Origin of the sequence: Xanthomonas euvesicatoria pv. euvesicatoria, assembly GCF_020880415.1 — a bacterium.
GTDB lineage: Bacteria > Pseudomonadota > Gammaproteobacteria > Xanthomonadales > Xanthomonadaceae > Xanthomonas > Xanthomonas euvesicatoria.
Genome location: NZ_JAJIUJ010000040.1, coordinates 1 through 17201 on the forward strand (window position 1 = coordinate 1; position 17201 = coordinate 17201).

The following is a 17201-nucleotide window of genomic DNA, read 5'->3' on the forward strand; positions in this document are numbered from 1 at the left end:
CGAGGGTTCGACGCCCGGATGGCGCAAGCCAGCGCCGGATCCGATCTGCAGACCCTCGGTCGTCTGCACACATGAGAATGACTGAAGCTGCAGCCGCACCTAGCCGCCTTCGCCGCCTGCGCTACCGGAGACGTAGCGGCTGCGGCCGTGTCGATATGTAACGCGCCGCACCCCTCACCGCCGCGGCGCAGGCGCCTGCTGGCTGCCGGGCACCGGCACGATGCCGCTGGCCGATGACGGGTCGACCACGGTCATGGTTTCGGTGGAGCCGTCCGGCCACACCACCTGGAAGGTGGAGCCGGCCGGCAAGGTGGAAAACGGCATGGCACTGCTGGCGCGGTAGACCGCAGCGACCTGGCTTGCGCCCCGCCGTCGCTGCTGTTCGTCGCCGGTAACGCTGGTGGATTTGACCGACAGCGGCTGGTACCGGTGATCGGCGGTATCGATCATCACGATGCTCACTGCCGCCGCCGAATACGCCACGAACAACGCCACCCATAACCAGAACTTGGCGCCGTGCGCCAACCGACGGTAATTCATGACTGCGCTCCCGCATCGGAGACCAATGTATCGACCATCTCATCCACCCTGTCTGCTCCCTGCCGCGGCACCGCGGCATCGAATACGAACGACACGAAATCCTGTGCGCTGTCGCGCGAGCAGATGCCCGCGTTGGCGCAATAACTGGTGACCAAGGTGCTGCTGGCACTGCAATCGAGCCCCAGCCGGCACGCAGCCACTTGCCAGGCCAGCTCGGCGAACTGATCGCCGGCCACATAGCCTTGCAGGCTGTCATCGCCGCTGGCCCGCGCGCCCATCGCCGGGGCCAGGGCCAGATAGGCCTCGGGATCGCGCGAGGCCAGCACGCGTTGCACCAGCGCGCGCTTGTAGCCGGGCGATGCGTGCAACGGTTCGCCCAACGCCAGCATGGCGGCCTCGGCGGCCAGGCTGCCGGCGCGCGCCGCGGCCAGGCGTTGCTGCGCAACCATGCGCGGACTCAGCCCGTCGGTGGGGGCGAAGCCGGCGCAACGCTGCGCCAGGCGCTCGCGTGCGGCATGCATCGCTGCCACTCCCGGCGTGCGTTGCGCGGCGATCCATGCGCTATCGGCGGCATAGCCGGACGGGCTGGCCGCATAGGGCGCGCAGTAATCGTAGACACGGCTCAACCGCCACCCGGCCTGTGCGTCGCCGGCACGCACCTGCTGCTGCAATTGCTGCGCGTAGCGATACAGATCCGGCTGCGCTTCCACCGCATCGCGATGCGGCAGCTGCAACGCGGCGCCGTGCTCGGCGGCCGCGTGCAGCTGCGGTGTGGCAGCGCTGACCGGCGCCGCCTCTGCAGCAACCGGCACTGCGCGGTCAACATCACGCTCGGCCGGTTGCGCGCGCACATGCCACCACGCGGCCGCCGCAAGCGCAGCGGGAGCGAGCAGCAGCCAGAGATGGCGGGCACGAGCAAGCGGCATGGATGGCGGCGACCCTGCTGCGGAACCACCCGCAGCGACGGCGCGGAGTCTAGCACCCACCCACGCGCACAGCCGCCGCCAAGCAGACGCTGCCAGTGGAGGTGGCGGGAAGGGAGCGACATGCGTCACGGCCTGAACGGACTGCACGTGAGTGGCGCGCTGCATGCGTTCGGTTGTGCGGTGTGCTGCGCTGTGGTGTTTGCCGTGCCGTGCTGCGTGTTGGGTGTTGGTGTGGTGTCGGTGTTGCTCAGCTGCGTGTGGCTTGCGGTTGAGTTGATCGGTTGCCGATTGCCGGATGCGGCATCGATCTTCGCCGGTTGGGCATCCGATAGCAGCGCATGTTGGAGAGCGCCGCTTCGAGCGAGCCTGTCCTCTGGCAACATCACTCGCCGACGCTGCGATGCCCAGCTGCAGCGCTGTTGCGTCATCGGTGGACGCAGCGTGCCGCACACATCGCGCTGCACGGTGGTACGCAACACGGCAGCACATCACGCAGCTGTCTGCGCACGCGATTGCGCGTGTTCGCAAAGATGCAACGCCTCTTCCTGGTTGCTCGACGCGGCCGTCGACCAAGCCCGTGCCCGATTGCGCAGCAGCATCATCGGTTCAGTCCCAGGCGTGGCGGCATCGGCCTACAGCCATCCGCCGGGCACCACATCCAGCCGCAGATGCGCTGTTTGGCACCGTCGCACCGGGCAGTCGTCCATTCGCCAGCAGCACGCCGTCTGCCTGGCGGCGGACGCATCTTGATCAGCAAGGCAGTTTTCACCGCACGCATGGGCAAGACACACCGCCGAAGCGACGGCGGCTGCGAACGCCGTCGCCTGCAGCGCGGCAGGCACGCCGACACGAATGGTCTAGGATGCGTGCTTTCGAATTGCCCGACCGCCACGATGCCGTTTCTTGAACTGACGCTTTCCTGTTCCGAGGTCACCCTGCCCCGTTTCCAGAACGCCCTGGACGATGTGGGCGCACTGGCGGTGACCATGCTCGACGCCGATGCCGATACCAGCAACGAGCGCGCCATTCTCGAACCGGGCGTGGGCGAAATGCCGCTGTGGGACCGGCTGACGATGACCGCGCTGTTCGATGGCGACAGCGACGCGCTGGTGGTGCTGGCAGCGCTGGAAGCCTTCGATCCGGGCCTGGACTGGAGCCAGGTGGCGTTTCGCATGGTCGAAGACAGCGACTGGGAACGCGCCTGGATGGACCTGTTCAAGCCGATGCAGTTTGGCGAACGCACCTTCATCGTGCCGTGGAATCACGCACTGCCCGAAGCCGCCGACACCCCGGAGGCCGCCGTGGTGCGGCTGGACCCGGGCCTGGCGTTCGGCTCGGGCACCCATCAAACCACCGCGCTGTGCCTGCGCTGGCTGGACAGCCTGGCCGGCAGCGGCGAGCTGCAGGGCCGCAGCGTGCTCGATTTCGGGTGCGGCTCGGGCATCCTGGCGGTCGCCGCGCTGAAGCTGGGCGCCGCCGGCGCGGTCGGCGTGGACAACGACCCGCAGGCGCTGCTGGCGACCGCCGACAATGCACAACGGAACGGTGTGGACGCGCAGCTGACGGTCTACATGCCGCAGGACGAACCGGTGCAGACCTACCAGGTGGTGGTGGCCAACATCCTGGCCTCGGCACTGGACGCCCTGGCCGACACCCTGGCCGCGCGCGTGGCACCTGGCGGACGGATCGCGCTGTCGGGCATCCTGCACGGCCAGGAAGACGACTTGCTCAAACGCTACGCCCCCTGGTTCGACCAGTTGCGCTGCGAACGCGACGAAGACTGGATGCGGATCGACGGCGTGCGCCGCGGCTGATCCGGCTGATCGTCCACGCCGGCTAGCGCTGTGGCCGGCCGGCGCGAATCTGCGCGGTGGTCACTGCATCGGCCACGCTGATCGCCCGCAACCGGGTCACCGGTTGCCAGCCGTCGCGTTGCAGCGCCGCCGTGCGCCACGGCCCGGCCTGCCGGGCCACCCAGACCCGCAGCAGCATCTCAGCCACCAGCAGCGCCGTCCAGGCCACCGGCGACCACGCCCGCACACCTGCAAGCGCCACTGCGCCGGCAACCACAAGCATCAGCGCGCTCACCGCCAGCAGCGGCCAGTGCCGCTGACGGAGCGCCCAGACCCGCGGTGCCAGCGCCGCTGACCACTGCGGACCATCGGCCACGGCCGTCCACTCGTCGCCACGCCGCCAGATCGCGTACCGGGCCGCGCCCCGAAAACGTCTCACCGCAGGGTCCAGCGGCGAATGGGCCGGCCATGGCGCGTCTGCGGGCGCGGCGGGAGGGGGCGGACTGCGCCGCTGGGGGTCGGGTTTTCGACCGGCAGGCTCGACCATGAACATCCTCCTTGAGTTCGCTGTGATGTAGCCATCATTGATCCACCGACAGTATCGCAAACATATGGTGATATGAAAGTTATACGAACTATCTCCAGGCGCTGCTAGGGCTATATCTCCCGCCCCTGCCTGCCCTCCAACGGTGCCGTGTGAGCAAGCTGTACGAACGAGTACGCGAAGCCCGCAGCCTCACCAAGCTGACCCAGGAAGCCCTGGCCGGCGAGCTGGGTGTCACCCGCAGTGCGGTGGCGCAATGGGAGATGGCTGAAGGCACCGCACCGTCGGTGGAAAACCTGATCGGCCTGGCCAGGCGCAGCGGCATGGCGTTCGAATACCTGGCCACCGGCCGCGGCGACCGCGTGTTCGGCCCGCCGGTGTCGGCCATCGCCGAAGAACCGGCGCAGTACCGCCGCCTGGATGACCAGCAACGCGTGCTGCTGACGCGCTTCGATACCCTGACGCCGCGCCAGCGCGCCGGCCTGTTGGATCTGTTGCTGGCTGAAGGGAAGACGCGGCGCAGGCGGTGAATCGGGAATCGGGAATCGGGAATCGACGAGCCGACGCAACCGGCACCGAGATTTCAAGGCGATATTCCGCTGGCTGTGGCCTCCTGATCCTGGATGCGCCCGGGCGTCTTCGTCGGCTTGCATGGGCGTGGCGGCGGCCCTTTTTCGGAGAAGGCATGCGCTGCGTGCGTTGCGTGGGCATCGACGCAGACGCCGCCATGACCACCTGGGCCGGAGACGAACACCTGCAGGCATGCGCGTGGCGGCTTGACCGCATCGCCGTCGGCACAGGTTCGCCCCTGGACGTGCGCGTGGTTGAATAGGGGTCTTCCCGCTGCACGCCTGCCGATGTCCGAGACTCCGCCACCGCGCCGCCCCCTGGCCACGTTCCTGCGTGCGACGCCGGCTGCTCCGCCGCTGGTTCCGACCCCGGTGGTTCCGCCTGCGGAGCCGGCCGAGCAGGCCACATCGGCCCCGGGCTCTGCGTTGCCGCCGGCGCCAGCGCCAGAGGTGGATGCACAGCCGGCACCGCGTGTGCCATTGCCTGCTGCCGCGGTGGCTCCGGCGCCGCAGCGCGCAACGGGCACGTCCGGGCACGATGGTCTCCAGGCGCCGGTGTCCGGCCAGACGCCACTGCCCGCGCCCGGCACCGCGACGCCGTCCGCTTCGGCGAGCGCGCCCGCGGCCGGACACGTTCCTGATGCGATGCTCGATCCACCTCGCTCGGCGTCGGCCGCCACCGATACCCGGGCCGACGACGGGCTGGCCGCGACCGATGCTGACGACCTCGGGCACCCAACCGCGCGGGCTGCACCTGGCCCATCGAATTCAGCGCAGCAACGGGCACTACGCGCCTCGGCGGATGCAGATCTGGCATTTCAGAATGCGCCGGGCACGCCGAAGGCGCTGGCAGAAACGCCCGCGCGCCAGGCTTCAGTCGCAACGTCAGCAGCGTCTGCGGGATCTACCCCAGCTGTGGCAACGGCGGCAGCCGCAACGCAGGCCGACACCAGCGCCAGCGAGCGGTCGGCGGGCACAGCCGACGGCCAGTCGCACCCGGGCCGCCCCTCCAGCCATCCCGACCCGGCAACCACCGATTCCGGCGCAGCCAGCGCATTGGCAGGCGAGCACGCGCAGTCCGATGCCGGCATCGCGCAGCCCCGTACCACTGCCGTGCAAATGCAACCCCTGCCCGCGCCCGCCTTGGCCGCACCCGCATTCGCGCGGCGTGGCGTCACCCGCCCGCGGCTACGCGCCAGCGGGCGCCAGTGGGCGCTGCTGGTCGGGCTGGTCGGCGTGCTCGGGTTGCAGATCGTCATCGCCGACCGCGCGCACCTGGCCGCCAACGCGCGCTGGCGGCCGCTGGTCGGCGCGGCCTGCACGCTGGCGCCCTGCAGCTTGCCGGCCTGGCGCGAGCCGGAGGCGCTGACCCTGCTCAACCGCGAGGTGCGGCCGCTGCCCGGTGTGGCCGGGGTGCTGCAGATCCAGGCCAGCTTCCGCAACGACGCGCGCTGGGCACAGGCCTGGCCGTGGCTGCAGCTGTCGCTGTCCGATGCCGACGGCCGGGTGATCGGCACCCGCATCCTGTCGCCGCAGGAGTATCTGGGACCATCGCCGCCGGCGCAGGACACGCTGGCGCCGGGTCAGGCGGTGCAGGTCGCGTTCCGGGTGCGCGAACCGGCCGCGAGCACCGCCGCCTTCAGTTTCGACTTCCGGTGAACGGGCGCGACCGCCACATGGGCGTGGCGAGCGATGAGGTCACGCGCTAGACTCACTCCCCCTCGCCGGCCACGCGTCCCGGCTTCGTGACACTGGGAACCTCCTTTGAACGCAGCCCCCTCTCGTCCTGACACCAGTCGTGGCGCCCCGAAGTCGCCCCTGCGCGAACACGTGGCCCAGTCCGTTCGCCGTTATCTGCGCGACCTGGACGGCAGCGACGCGGACGACGTTTACGAAATCGTGCTGCGCGAGATGGAGATCCCGCTGTTCGTCGAAGTGCTCAACCACTGCGAAGGCAACCAGAGCCGCGCCGCGGCGATGCTGGGCATTCACCGGGCAACCTTGCGCAAGAAGCTCAAAGAGTACGGGCTGACGTAGGCTTGGGAATCGGGAATCGGGAATCGGGAATCGGGAATCGGGAATCGGGAATCGGGAATCGGGAATCGTAAAAGCGTGCATCTGCCAGACGGTGCGCGCACGGGTTACCGGTCACAGCGTGGTTTCGTGGGGGTCAGCTTTCCGGTTGGCCAGATGCGGCGGTTGACCGACGTGCGCTGCGCCGATCCGATGCTGCAGATTGCCAACGGCACGCGATGCACGTGTTGCGATTTCATGACGGGCGATGTGACAAGCGGTCACGCCCAGCCATAGCGGATCAGGTGGAAGAACACCGGCGCGGCGAAGCACACCGAATCCAGGCGGTCGAGGACGCCGCCGTGGCCTTCGATCATATGGCCCCAGTCCTTGATGCCACGATCGCGCTTGATCGCCGACATCACCAGCCCGCCAAAAAATCCCATCAGGTTGGCCACCAACGCCAGGCCGAAGGCATGCCACGGCGCGAACGGGGTGATCCACCACAGCGCCATCCCGAGCAGGCTGGCCGACAACACGCCGCCGATGAATCCTTCCACCGTTTTGGACGGCGACAATTTCGGCGCGATCAAATGGCGGCCGGCCAGTTTGCCCCACACGTACTGCAGCACATCCGAAGACTGCACCACGATCACCAGGAAGGCGATCAACAGCAGATTGCGCCCGGCATAGCCGGGAATGTCCAGGTTCAACAGTGCCGGCACATGCGAAATGCAGAACACGCAGATCATCAGGCCCCACTGCACTTTGGCGGTGCGTTCCAGATAGCGCGTGGTGTCGCCGCCGATGGTGGCCAGGATGGGCAACACCAAGAACGCGTAGACCGGAATGAGCAAGGTGTACATGCCGTACCAGCCGGTCCACACCAGGCCGTATTGCCACGGCAGCACGATGTAGAACGCGGCCAGCAATGCGTAGTAATCGCCGCGCCGGGTCGGGGTCAAGGTGATGAACTCGCGCAGCGCAAACAACGACACCAGCGCGAACAAGCCGATGACGCCGGCGCGGCCAAACACGAACGCAAGGCCGACCACCGCAGCCATCACCCACCACGCACGGATACGGGCGACCAGGTTGTCCAGCACTGCGCTGGGGCGTTCGCGTGCGCGCCAACGCAGGGTTTCGGAAATCAGCGTGGCGATGACCAGCACCAGCGCGATACCGCTGAACAGCCACAGCGTCTGCTGATGCATCGAAGACTGCTGCAGCTGCCCGCTGTACACATATAGGCTCATGCGCGCGCCTCCAACTGATCGGGCGACAACGCCAGCAACGCCGCACGTGCACGCGCCAGAAACGCATCCTTGGTTTCGTCCGCATCCAGGCGTAATGGCGCACCAAAGGTGGTGGTGCACAGCAGCGGCAACGGCAACCACTTGCCCTTGGGCATCACGCGCTTGAGGTTATCGATCCACACCGGCACGAACTCCAGTTCCGGGCGTTGCCGTGCCAGGTGATACAGCCCGCTCTTGAACGGCAGCACGCCGTCGTCCGGGTTGCGCGTGCCTTCGGGAAACAGGATCAACGAATCGCCGGCGTCCACCGCATCGCACAGGCATTGGATCGGGTCGCGCGTACGCTGCGCCGGGTCGCGTTCGATCAACACGCCGTTGAAGACCGCGTGGATTAGGTAGCGCCGCAGGGCGGTGCGCTGCCAGTAGTCGGCCGCCGCCACCGGGCGCACTTCATGCCGCAGGCTGGCTGGCAGCGATGACCAGATCAGCACGAAATCGCCGTGGCTTGCATGGTTGCCGTAATACACGCGACGCTCGTTGGAGGGCGCGCAACCGCGCCATAGCGCACGCGCGCCGGTCAAGGTACGAATGGCGCCGCTGCAAGCGCGCGCGATCAAACGGGCAATCATTTTTGCTCCAGGGTGCGCACGATCGTGCGCAGTCGTACCGCCACCGTCAGCAAGGCACCGGCGATCAACACCGCCAGTGCTCCGATCAGCAGCCAGGCCGCAAGACGCGGCTGGCCCATCCATTGCAGCGGCAAGGCCAGCGCGCCTGCCAGCGACAACCACTGCATGCGTTGCACGCGGCTCATCGGCCCCTGCCGCGGCTCTGGCGTGCCGCAGGCCAGGCCCAGCATGCGCACGTATGCGGTGGTCACGCAGCACAGCGCCGCCGCCCACCCCAGTTGCGCAGCCCACGGCAGACCGGCCTGCAGTCCATAGCCCAGGCCCACGCAGACCAGCACATCGGACAACCGATCGGGCGCGTCGTTGTAGACCTCACCGGCGCGCGAGACCATGCGCGCCTGGCGCGCCAGCACGCCATCCATGCGGTTGCACCACAGCCGCCCCTGCAGCCCGAGCACCGCCAGCAGCAGCGGCATGGCTCCTTCGCGCGCAGGCGCGCTCAACCCGATGTAGAACATCAGCCCGGCCAACGCCGCACATGCGATGCCCACCCACGACACGCCATTGGGCGTGGCGCCACGTCCGCGCAGCACGCGCGCCCAAAGCAACTGCCGCTGTCGCCGTCCCTGTTGCATCAGTCGCCTCCTCCGCCGCAGCCGCCACAGCCACCGCCACCATCGCTGCTACCACCATCGCCGCCGCTGTCGCCGCCACCCCCGCCGCAGCTGCTGCCACTGCCACCGGCGTGGCCATGCGGCGCACGCAGGCTGTGGTAGTCGGCCCAAGCGGTTCCGATCAGTGCCGCAGTGCCGTACAGCGCCACCGCCTCGCCTGGATCACCGCCGGTGCGCGCCGCATCGCGTCGCCGCGCCTGACGCAGTGTCGCAAGGCGGGCCTCGCCGCCGAGCGTGCGCCGCACGGGCACTAGCGCAAAGCCCAGCACCAGCAAGGTGGTCAGCACCATCAGACACAGCAGATAGCCCACCGGATGGTTGCCCTGCACGCCGATGACCAGCTTGCACAGGCCAAGCCCCCATACCAGCGCAACCGGCACGGTACATGCCAGGCGCACCGCGTGTGCCTGCGCCTGGCTCAGCCACAGGCCCTTGTCGATCAAGCGCTGCTCCAGCGGTGCGGCCAGCGCACGCAAGGCGCGTAAGGCCCACACCGGGTCTTCGGTGGTGCGCACCGCTTCCAGTGCCGGCTCCAGCGCAGGCGGGACTGCAATCTGCCGGTGGCAACGTACCCAGCGACGTGCCGGTTCGGTTGCGTCGCGCTCCAGATACACCGCATTGCGCACCAGCAATTCGGTGAACCACAGGTCGGCCACGCGATCGGCACCGCCGCTCAGATATGCAAGCTCGCTGGCATCCACTGCTGCTGCGGTGCGACCGCGTCGCAGCACCCGTCGCAACCATGCCGCCATCGACCAGGCCAGACCGATCAGCGCGATGAACAGCGGCAGGAAATAGACACCGCGCCAGTGAAGCGGCGACAGCGCCCTGCCATTGGCTGAGTGACAGACCATGCCCACTGTCACCGCGATGATTGCCCACACAACCACGGCATACGGCACACCGCGCTGCGGCCCAGCTGACTGCGGCGCTCCACGCAAGGCTTGCAAGGTCTGTTCGGCAGTGTGGCCGTGCAGCGGATCCAGCGTCGATTGCGGCGGTCGCGCCACAGGCCACCATTGCGCCGGCGGCTCGCCGAACTGCGTGCGGTAACGCTCCAGCGTCTGGCGGTACTGCGCCTGGAAACGCGCTTCTTCGCCGGCATCGCCGCGTCCGGGTCGATGATGCAGCGTGGTCTGCAGCACGTGCGGGCAGAACTGCTGCCAGTACTCGCGGGTGTCGGTCAGATGCGTGTGCCAGACCTGGTCGACCAACGGGCTGGGGGTGACGTCGACGGTGTCGGTGCAGGCAAGAAAACAGAACCGTCGGTACTCCTCCACCAACGCCTGCGCTTGCGCGGTGCTGCACTGTGCCTGCTTGGCCACGCGCCGAACGAAGGCGGCAAACGCTGCTTCGTCCTGGCCAAAACGATAGGCCTGCAGCCGTTGCCACAGCGCTCGCTGCGCTTGCGTGGCATGGCGCGGTTCGCGCTGAGCGGAATCGGGTTGGTTGCTCATCCGAATATCCTGAGAGCGAGCGCGGCAGCCACCAACAGCAGTTGCACCACCACGCTTGCCAGCTGCCAACGCAGCAGGCGGCGCATGCCGGTCCAGCGCGATGCCCAGTCGCGGGTGGGCGAAGGCTTCGGTATCAGGCCAATCGCATGCATCGCCGCATCGAGCTGGTGCGCGGCGTCTTGCTCGGTGCCACCGCAGCGTTCGAGATGCGCGATGGAGGCTGCCAGCAGGTCGGCATCCAGGCCCACGCGAAACGCCCAATAGCGCTGCAGCACGCCCGCAAGCATGCTGATGGCATAGCTCAACTGCATCAATGGCGGCGCCTGCGCAACACCAAGCAAGCCGATGGCCGCTGCCAGCAGCAGGAGTGAGAAGCGGTCCAATGCTGCACCTTGCCGCAGCACTGCGCGCATGGCCGCCAAGGTCAGCGGGGCGATATTCATTGCGCTCTCCGTTCGGGGATGTCGTCGCCACCGTCATGACCGTCGCATGCCGCCACGATCGCCGCGCGATGCGCATGCCCGAGCACGATCGACGGCCGCACGGTGCGTAGCTGTGCGATGGCCGCATCCACGTCCCGGGCGCGACCGCTGCGTACCAGCCAGGTGGCCACACTGGCAGCACTGCGCGAATAGCCCAATGCACAACACACCAGCACCGGCCCGATCGCCTGCGCCTGCGCGATCGCCTGCGCGGCCTCGCGCAGCTGCGCCGGCGACGGCGCGACCAGATCGAGCATCGGCACCACACGGTCCTGCGCCTGCGCGGCGTACAACGAGAGCTCTGCAGACACGTCCACCACGGCGGCACGCTTGTCGCGCTGGCCGGGCAACGGAATCCGCCCCAGCCACACGCCATCGCACACCGCGCGCGGCGACGGCGCACGCCACGTCCAGAGCCGGGAGTTGCACCATGCCGCCGATAGATACGGCGCATACAACCAACGGGCAGCAAGACTCAGGCGCCCATCGCTGCGTTTCTGGAATCCGCCCGGCCCGAGCAGCGCGTAATTCAAGGCAACCAGCAGCAAGGCCAGGGTGATCCACAGCAACCACAGTGCTGCACCGCCGCTCCACAGCGCCAGCGCAGCGCTGACCAGCGCGCCGGCCAGATACATCGCGGCCAGGCGCCAACGGCGCAGGTCGCGTGCAAACCGTGCCTGCGCAAATGGTGCGGCGACCCGCTCCGGCCATAGCCACACGCAGAGCCAGCCCACCGCGAGTCCGGTAGGAATATCGAGAAAGTGATGCTGATACGTGGTCAGCACCGACACACCGATCAATGCGAACCAGGCATGCAGCAACCAGCGCCACACCCCGCAAAGATGCTGCCCATAGCGCACCCACAGCACCACCAGCAGCACAACGTGCAGCGACGGCGCCTGATTGAAGGGTTTGTCGAAGCCCAGCAGCACCGCGAACAACCAGCCGAACACGCCCTCGGTCTGCGGCCGTACGAAGCTGTAGCGCAGCGGCCACAACACGAAACACGCCACGCAGATCAGCTGGGCGCTGAGCAAGCGCAGTGCATGCGTGTCCAGCTCGCGGCGGTTGCGGCAGACAAAGAACGAGACCGCGTAGAACACATCGATCGACCAGTACGGCACGATGGTCCACGGCCAGAACGGCATGCCGTGTTCCCAGCCGAATACCACCGACGGCACCTGCGTCGCCCGCCCGGCCAGCGTGTTGGCCAGGCCGTAACTGAGGAAGAAAAACGGCCCCAGCAACGCCAGCCACAGCGCGGCACGGCCGGATGGGCGCGCAACGTGGCTCATGCGTCGATTCGCTGCGCCATCGAGACGGTGAAGATGCCGAACGCATCGATGCGTTGCGCCACCTTGCGAAAGCCCGCCGCTTCCACCAGGCCATCCATCTCCTGCTGGCTCCGCCGGCGCATCACCCAGGCCACGCCATCGCGGTGACTGGTCAGCGCGCGCGCAATGAATTCCAGTTGCGGATGCCAGGGCTGGCCGGTGTAAAGCAGATAACCGCCCGGCTGCACCGCCGTGGCCAGGCCGGCCAGCGAAAGCGCGACCTGGTCGTTGTCGGCAAACAGCTCGTACAGGCCCGACACCACCGCCAGCGTCGGTGCCGGTTGCACTGCGGCCAGCGCTGCCGGGTCGAACGCATCGCCTTGTTCGAAGCAGGCGATATCGCCTGCGCCCAGCGCCTGGATCAGCGCCGTGCCCTGGGTCACGTTGAGCGGGCTGAAATCACGCAGCACGATCGCGTCGGCACGCTGTGCGCCGCTGCCCAGCGCTTGGAGCACATAGCGGCCGTGCCCGGCAGCGACATCCAGCACGCGCACCGGCTTGCCGGCGCCACGCAAGCGCGCCGCCGCATCGCGCAGCAGTTCGCCCAGATGGCTGCCGCGGATGCGGATGCCACGCCAGCCGATCGCGTTGAGATACGTGCGGTCGATCATGCGCCCCAACGGCCCGCGACCACGCGCCTGATTGCGGTAGATGTAATCCAATGTGCTGCCGGAATCGAAACCGGTCTGCAGACCAAGCGCGATGCCCTCGGAGAGCCTGCCACCCAGGCGCAGGCCGGCACGCACGCCACGCCAGCGCAGGTCCTGCAGGCTATTGCGCTGCGGCGGCCAGGCCAGCCGTTCGGCCTCTTCGAAACTGGGCCCGGCACGGTGTGCATCGCCCAGCGCGGCGCGCACCGGCGGTTGCGCAAAACGCGCCTGGACGAACTGGCGAATGTGCGCGATGGCCATCGCGCGATCGCGTTCGCCCAAGGTGTCGTGGAAGAACCCCGGCAGCCAGTGGCGCTGCTTGATCGGCGAGCGCAGGTTTTCGTAGAAGCGGTCCTGCGGGCCGCGATGCACCACAAAATCCGCACCGGAGACCAGCAACTGGGTCGGCACGGTAATGGCCTGTGCATCGTCCACCACCCGATCGGCGGCCGCGTACAGCCCGAGCAATACGCGCACCGAAATCGGGCGGGTGATCAACGGATCGGTGCGATAGCTTTCCACGCGCGCCGGATCATGCGTCAGCCATTGCGGCTTGACGTAGCTGTTGACGAAAAAGTTGCCGCGCAGCGCATGCAGCAACGCCAACCCGGGGCGTGCAAACGGCACATACAACTTCACCTTGAACGCCGGCGATGCCAGCACCAGCGCGCGCAGCGGCGGGGCGTAATCGTGCACCCAGGTGGCGGCCACCACCGCGCCCACACTCCGCGCAATCACCACGATGTCCTGCACCGCAATGCCGTGGGTGGCGCGAAGATGCGCGATGAAGCTGTCCAGATCGCGCACCAGCGCTTCGAAGCCCGGCGCATCGCCACGCACGCCCGGCGAGCGGCCGTTGCCGCGTGCGTCCCAGGCGAAGAACTGGGCGTCGGGCATGTCGAGTTCTTCGGCCAGATGCATCACACGGCCAGAGTGCTCATGGCCGCGATGCAGCACCACCACCGCCTTCGGCGTGCCGGTGGCAGCGGCATCGTGCAACGGCCAGTGCCGGTAGAACAGCGGCACACCATCGAAACTGACGAACTCGCGCTCTAGCACTGTGCGCATCGAAGCATCCTGAAAAGTCGAAAGGTTGAATCGCAGAGATCACCACAGCGCAGCGGCCAGCGGCCAGCGGCGTTGCTGCGGGAATGGATCGCTAGGTGCGTGCGGGCGCCTGCGCCAGGCCGGCGCGCACCCGCCGCCACACCGTGACCACGCAGGCCAGGCTCACGGCAATGGCGACCCAGGTGACGCCGCGCGCACCCAGCCAGCCACACGCCAGGCCCACGCCCAGCACGCCGATGACGAAGGCGCGGTCGCTCTTGCCCATCGGCCCGTCGTAGCGGCGGCTGGCGCCGACCATCAGGCCGAGCACGCCGGCGTACTCGGTCAGCGCGGCCAGCAGTGCGAAGATCCACAGCCAGGGCGCACTCACACCGGGCACGCCAAGCAGGCTCAAGTACAAGGCCGCATCGGCCACCACATCGCACAGCTCGTTGAGGTAGGCGCCCAGCCGCGACTGCTGGCCGAATTCGCGCGCCAGCATGCCGTCCACCGCATTGAGCGCCATGCGCAGCAGCATCCACACCGGCAGCAGCAGATACAGCAGCGGCCAGCTGGGGCCGCCGCGCAACACCACCGCCGCCACCATCAGCGACACCGCCGCTGCGCCCAGCGTGACCTGATTGGCGGTGATGCCACCGCGATACAGCGCGCCCACCATCGGCCGCAGCAGCGCCTGGAAGCGTCCCTTCAGTGCATAGATCGAGGCCATACGGGGTGTTGAGTCCATTCGAGCGCTGGCGCAGCCTACAATATCGGCTGCTCCGCAACGACATCCCCCACCGATGGCCTCTGATTTCCTGCCCGTGCGCCGGGCCCTGCTCTCCGTTTCCGACAAGACCGGCCTGATCGACCTGGCCCGCGCGCTGGTGGCGCGCAACGTCGAGCTGCTGTCCACCGGCGGCACCGCCAAGGCGATCCGCGAGGCCGGCCTGCCGGTGAAGGACGTTGCCGAGCTGACCGGTTTCCCGGAAATGATGGATGGCCGCGTCAAGACCCTGCACCCGCTGGTGCACGGCGGCCTGCTCGGGCGCGCCGGTGTCGACGAAGCGGTGATGGCCGAGCACGGCATCGTGCCGATCGACCTGCTGGTATTGAACCTGTATCCATTCGAGTCGGTCACGGTGAAAGCCGATTGCACGCTGGCCGATGCGGTGGAAAACATCGACATCGGCGGCCCGGCGATGTTGCGCAGTGCGGCCAAGAATTTCGCGCGCGTGGCCGTGGCCACCGACCCGGCGCAGTACGCCGACCTGCTGGCCGAGCTGGAAGTCAACGACGGGCAGCTGTCGGCGGCCAAGCGCTTTGCGCTGTCGGTGGCTGCGTTCAATCGCGTGGCCCAGTACGACGCGGCGATCAGTAACTATCTCTCGGCAGTGGCCGACAGCAGCGAGGCGGTGCCCACGCGCAGCCCGTTCCCGGCGCAGATCAATTCCAACTTCGTCAAGGTGATGGACCTGCGTTACGGTGAGAACCCGCACCAGTCCGGCGCGTTCTACCGCGACCTGTATCCGGTGCCGGGCACGCTGGCCACCTTCCAGCAGTTGCAGGGCAAGGAACTGAGCTACAACAACCTGGCCGATGCCGATGCGGCGTGGGAATGCGTGCGCCAGTTCGACGCGCCGGCCTGCGTGATCGTCAAGCACGCCAACCCCTGCGGCGTGGCGGTGGGCGCGGGCTGCGGCGATGCCTATGAACTGGCCTACGCCACCGACCCCACCAGCGCGTTCGGCGGCATCCTGGCGTTCAACAAGACCCTGGACGCAGCGACGGCAAAGGCCATTCTGGACCGCCAGTTCGTCGAAGTGCTGATCGCGCCCGACTACGAGGCCGGCGCACTGGAATACGCCACCAGGAAGGCCAACGTGCGCGTGCTCAAGATTCCGCACGGCAATGGCTTGAACAACTACGACACCAAGCGGATCGGCTCGGGCCTGTTGATGCAGTCGGCCGACAACCGCAGCATGTCGCTGGGCGAGTTGAGCGTGGTCACCCAACGTGCGCCCAACGAGGCAGAACTGGGCGATTTGCTGTTTGCCTGGCGCGTGGCCAAGTACGTCAAATCCAACGCGATCGTCTATGCCAAGGACAGCCGCACCATTGGCGTGGGCGCCGGGCAGATGAGCCGCGTGGTCAGCGCCAAGATTGCCGCGCTCAAGGCCGAAGAAGCCAAGCTCACCGTGGCCGGCTCGGTGATGGCATCGGACGCGTTCTTCCCGTTCCGCGACGGCATCGATGCGGCGGCTGCGGCCGGCATCAAGGCGGTGATCCAGCCGGGCGGTTCGATGCGCGATGGCGAGGTGATCGCCGCCGCCGACGAACACGGCATCGCGATGGTGTTCACCGGCGTGCGCCACTTCCGGCATTGATGTCACCGGCACAGGGATAGGTCGATGCAGCGTCTGCGTTGTTTTGCCGCGTTTCTTGCCACCGCCGCGCTGTTGAGCGCGTGCAAGCAGGCGCCTGCGCCCGCTGCGGCGCCGGGCGCCGCGGCACCTGCCGCATCCAGCGACGGCCCCCGTCTGAGCCGCACCGAGCGGCTGGATGGGTTCTTGCGCACGCGCTACGGCGCCAAGGCCGGCCTGGCCGAGCAGTGGAGCGGCGAAGCCGACGGCTTCGAGGCCGACAGCGCAGTCTGCGCCGAACAGCCGGTGGTGGTGGGCGACCAGGTACAGCAACTGCTGGCGGTCTGCCACAGCCTCAGCGATGCCGGCCACGGCAATCCGGGGCTCATCGATTTCTTCGTGCTGCGCGGCGATGGCGACGGTTTCAAGGTCGTGGCCGAACGGCTCGCCGACGGCTACGGCAGCGCCGGCCAACCCGGCAGCGTGGACGTCCTGCGCCTGGGCAACGATTTCTACGGCTTTGCCGTGCACAGTTTCTGGATGGGCCAGGGCCTGATCCTCGAATCGCAGGATCTGGTCGTGCCCGGGCCCAAGGGCCTGGTCAATGCCGGCTCGCTGCGGGCGCACATCGACAACAGCGGCGCACTGGCCTGCGACGACGACGCGCGCGAGCCGGACCAGACCCAGGCGCAATGCCTTGCCGAGGCCTTCGACGTGGATTTCGCGCTGGAGGTGGACAACAGCGCGCCGCAGGCGCGCACCTGGCCGCTGCGCATCCGCGAGCACGGCAGCGATTGCGGGGTGGCCCTGGACAAGACCCACGTCTTCGCGCTCGACACCAAGACCTGGACCTACCCGTTTCCCAATGCACTGCAGCGCGAAGGCTGCAGGTAACGCCCCTTCCCCCGTACTAGCGAGCAACTG

Annotated in this window: 17 protein-coding genes; 6 read left to right on the top strand and 11 right to left on the bottom strand. The window is 67.9% G+C overall.

Going from position 1 to position 17201, the window contains the following annotated elements; all coding sequences use genetic code 11:
* Positions 1–174: 174 nt before the first annotated feature.
* Positions 175–540, bottom strand: coding sequence for a hypothetical protein (locus tag LN450_RS07060; RefSeq protein ID WP_011346207.1), 366 nt, complete (start codon positions 538–540; stop codon positions 175–177).
* Positions 537–1466: a hypothetical protein gene (locus LN450_RS07065; protein ID WP_011346206.1), complete on the bottom strand. Its 930-nt coding sequence runs from the start codon at positions 1464–1466 to the stop codon at positions 537–539. The genes LN450_RS07060 and LN450_RS07065 overlap by 4 nt, the downstream gene beginning before the upstream one ends.
* Before the next feature lie 893 nt (positions 1467–2359).
* Between LN450_RS07065 and prmA the strand changes: the two genes are divergently transcribed.
* Complete coding sequence (prmA, locus tag LN450_RS07070) at positions 2360–3280, top strand: 50S ribosomal protein L11 methyltransferase (protein WP_011346205.1); 921 nt, start codon at positions 2360–2362, stop codon at positions 3278–3280.
* A gap of 22 nt (positions 3281–3302) precedes the next feature.
* Here the strand turns inward: prmA and LN450_RS07075 are convergent, their stop codons facing one another.
* Positions 3303–3812 (bottom strand): hypothetical protein, encoded by a 510-nt coding sequence (locus LN450_RS07075; RefSeq protein WP_039418631.1) that lies wholly within the window; start codon positions 3810–3812, stop codon positions 3303–3305.
* A gap of 143 nt (positions 3813–3955) precedes the next feature.
* On the opposite strand from LN450_RS07075, the gene LN450_RS07080 reads away from it, so the two are divergent.
* The 3 genes from LN450_RS07080 (at position 3956) to fis (ending at position 6409) form a co-directional block, all read left to right on the top strand.
* Positions 3956–4333, top strand: a complete 378-nt coding sequence (locus tag LN450_RS07080; RefSeq protein WP_008571865.1) for a helix-turn-helix domain-containing protein — start codon at positions 3956–3958, stop codon at positions 4331–4333.
* Positions 4334–4660: 327 nt separating this feature from the next.
* Entirely contained in the window at positions 4661–6031 is a 1371-nt protein-coding gene (locus tag LN450_RS07085) for a DUF3426 domain-containing protein (protein ID WP_074038633.1), read from the top strand.
* A gap of 105 nt (positions 6032–6136) precedes the next feature.
* On the top strand, positions 6137–6409 hold the full coding sequence (gene fis, locus LN450_RS07090; protein ID WP_002804983.1) for a DNA-binding transcriptional regulator Fis: 273 nt from the start codon (positions 6137–6139) through the stop codon (positions 6407–6409).
* Between the two features lie 257 nt (positions 6410–6666).
* Here fis and LN450_RS07095 read toward each other — a convergent pair whose 3' ends face one another.
* The 8 genes from LN450_RS07095 to LN450_RS07130 all read right to left on the bottom strand — a co-directional run bounded on the left by LN450_RS07095 (position 6667) and on the right by LN450_RS07130 (position 14644).
* Positions 6667–7641, bottom strand: a complete 975-nt coding sequence (locus LN450_RS07095; RefSeq protein ID WP_008571202.1) for a phosphatidate cytidylyltransferase — start codon at positions 7639–7641, stop codon at positions 6667–6669.
* Entirely contained in the window at positions 7638–8270 is a 633-nt protein-coding gene (locus LN450_RS07100) for a lysophospholipid acyltransferase family protein (protein WP_008571203.1), read from the bottom strand. The genes LN450_RS07095 and LN450_RS07100 overlap by 4 nt, the downstream gene beginning before the upstream one ends.
* On the bottom strand, positions 8267–8905 hold the full coding sequence (locus LN450_RS07105; protein WP_011346202.1) for a CDP-alcohol phosphatidyltransferase family protein: 639 nt from the start codon (positions 8903–8905) through the stop codon (positions 8267–8269). The genes LN450_RS07100 and LN450_RS07105 overlap by 4 nt, the downstream gene beginning before the upstream one ends.
* The gene (locus LN450_RS07110) at positions 8905–10401 is read right to left on the bottom strand and encodes a TIGR04222 domain-containing membrane protein (protein ID WP_011346201.1); all 1497 of its coding nucleotides are present in this window, start codon (positions 10399–10401) and stop codon (positions 8905–8907) included. Before LN450_RS07110 ends, LN450_RS07105 begins: the two co-directional genes overlap by 1 nt.
* Complete coding sequence (locus LN450_RS07115; protein WP_011346200.1) at positions 10398–10844, bottom strand: hypothetical protein; 447 nt, start codon at positions 10842–10844, stop codon at positions 10398–10400. Before LN450_RS07115 ends, LN450_RS07110 begins: the two co-directional genes overlap by 4 nt.
* Complete coding sequence (locus LN450_RS07120; RefSeq protein WP_011346199.1) at positions 10841–12178, bottom strand: phosphatase PAP2/dual specificity phosphatase family protein; 1338 nt, start codon at positions 12176–12178, stop codon at positions 10841–10843. The genes LN450_RS07115 and LN450_RS07120 overlap by 4 nt, the downstream gene beginning before the upstream one ends.
* Complete coding sequence (locus tag LN450_RS07125) at positions 12175–13935, bottom strand: bifunctional alpha/beta hydrolase/class I SAM-dependent methyltransferase (protein WP_011346198.1); 1761 nt, start codon at positions 13933–13935, stop codon at positions 12175–12177. Before LN450_RS07125 ends, LN450_RS07120 begins: the two co-directional genes overlap by 4 nt.
* A gap of 91 nt (positions 13936–14026) precedes the next feature.
* Positions 14027–14644 (bottom strand): CDP-alcohol phosphatidyltransferase family protein, encoded by a 618-nt coding sequence (locus LN450_RS07130; protein WP_011346197.1) that lies wholly within the window; start codon positions 14642–14644, stop codon positions 14027–14029.
* Positions 14645–14717: 73 nt separating this feature from the next.
* On the opposite strand from LN450_RS07130, the gene purH reads away from it, so the two are divergent.
* The gene (gene purH, locus LN450_RS07135) at positions 14718–16301 is read left to right on the top strand and encodes a bifunctional phosphoribosylaminoimidazolecarboxamide formyltransferase/IMP cyclohydrolase (protein WP_011346196.1); all 1584 of its coding nucleotides are present in this window, start codon (positions 14718–14720) and stop codon (positions 16299–16301) included.
* 24 nt (positions 16302–16325) lie between these two features.
* The gene (locus LN450_RS07140; RefSeq protein ID WP_011346195.1) at positions 16326–17171 is read left to right on the top strand and encodes a hypothetical protein; all 846 of its coding nucleotides are present in this window, start codon (positions 16326–16328) and stop codon (positions 17169–17171) included.
* The last annotated feature ends 30 nt before the right edge of the window (positions 17172–17201 follow it).

Excerpts from the sequence above, each read along its gene's own strand:
- LN450_RS07120 (WP_011346199.1), bottom strand. The coding sequence starts at position 12,178 with ATGAGCCACGTTGCGCGCCCATCCGGCCGTGCCGCGCTGTGGCTGGCG.
- LN450_RS07060 (WP_011346207.1), bottom strand. The coding sequence starts at position 540 with ATGAATTACCGTCGGTTGGCGCACGGCGCCAAGTTCTGGTTATGGGTG.
- LN450_RS07100 (WP_008571203.1), bottom strand. The coding sequence starts at position 8,270 with ATGATTGCCCGTTTGATCGCGCGCGCTTGCAGCGGCGCCATTCGTACC.
- LN450_RS07125 (WP_011346198.1), bottom strand. The coding sequence starts at position 13,935 with ATGCGCACAGTGCTAGAGCGCGAGTTCGTCAGTTTCGATGGTGTGCCG.
- LN450_RS07065 (WP_011346206.1), bottom strand. The coding sequence starts at position 1,466 with ATGCCGCTTGCTCGTGCCCGCCATCTCTGGCTGCTGCTCGCTCCCGCT.
- LN450_RS07115 (WP_011346200.1), bottom strand. The coding sequence starts at position 10,844 with ATGAATATCGCCCCGCTGACCTTGGCGGCCATGCGCGCAGTGCTGCGG.
- LN450_RS07075 (WP_039418631.1), bottom strand. The coding sequence starts at position 3,812 with ATGTTCATGGTCGAGCCTGCCGGTCGAAAACCCGACCCCCAGCGGCGC.
- purH (WP_011346196.1), top strand. The coding sequence starts at position 14,718 with ATGGCCTCTGATTTCCTGCCCGTGCGCCGGGCCCTGCTCTCCGTTTCC.
- LN450_RS07085 (WP_074038633.1), top strand. The coding sequence starts at position 4,661 with ATGTCCGAGACTCCGCCACCGCGCCGCCCCCTGGCCACGTTCCTGCGT.
- LN450_RS07110 (WP_011346201.1), bottom strand. The coding sequence starts at position 10,401 with ATGAGCAACCAACCCGATTCCGCTCAGCGCGAACCGCGCCATGCCACG.
- LN450_RS07105 (WP_011346202.1), bottom strand. The coding sequence starts at position 8,905 with ATGCAACAGGGACGGCGACAGCGGCAGTTGCTTTGGGCGCGCGTGCTG.
- LN450_RS07130 (WP_011346197.1), bottom strand. The coding sequence starts at position 14,644 with ATGGCCTCGATCTATGCACTGAAGGGACGCTTCCAGGCGCTGCTGCGG.
- prmA (WP_011346205.1), top strand. The coding sequence starts at position 2,360 with ATGCCGTTTCTTGAACTGACGCTTTCCTGTTCCGAGGTCACCCTGCCC.
- LN450_RS07095 (WP_008571202.1), bottom strand. The coding sequence starts at position 7,641 with ATGAGCCTATATGTGTACAGCGGGCAGCTGCAGCAGTCTTCGATGCAT.
- LN450_RS07140 (WP_011346195.1), top strand. The coding sequence starts at position 16,326 with ATGCAGCGTCTGCGTTGTTTTGCCGCGTTTCTTGCCACCGCCGCGCTG.